This window comes from Pauljensenia sp. UMB6358 (genome assembly GCF_030216865.1).
Classification (GTDB): Bacteria; Actinomycetota; Actinomycetes; order Actinomycetales; family Actinomycetaceae; genus Pauljensenia; species Pauljensenia turicensis_A.
On sequence record NZ_JASOMS010000070.1, the window covers coordinates 1 to 348 of the forward strand.

1 protein-coding gene is annotated in these 348 nt (G+C 62.4%); it reads right to left on the reverse strand.

The genetic code is table 11. The features are described 5' to 3' along the window. Positions 1-144: 144 nt before the first annotated feature. Positions 145-348 (reverse strand): hypothetical protein (locus QP381_RS08670; protein ID WP_285068557.1); only part of this gene is annotated, 204 nt, incomplete at its 5' end.

Consider the following 348-nt stretch of genomic DNA (forward strand, 5'->3'; position numbering starts at 1 on the left):
GAGCAGCAAAACCCAAACCCCCACCCGCGTCCTCTTTGACGTCCCAGGCCCGAAGGGGCGCCGCCGCATATGGATCATCTCGGTCTTGGCGGTCCTCGTGTTCGTAGCCGCCGCAGCCGGCGGCATCTACCAGCTGTGGTGGAACTACCAGCTACTTCCTGAAAAATGGCTACCATTTACCCAACCGGCCACCCTAAAATTCTTCGGCTTGGCCTCGTGCTCCAGTTCCGGGCCGCCCTCGTAAGCGACGGGCACTTCCCCACTGTCAGACAGCAGATGCGCCACGGGCGTGGGCAACGGATCGTCCTCGGCAAGAGGCACGAGCGCGATGTGGGCAACCAGCATTTG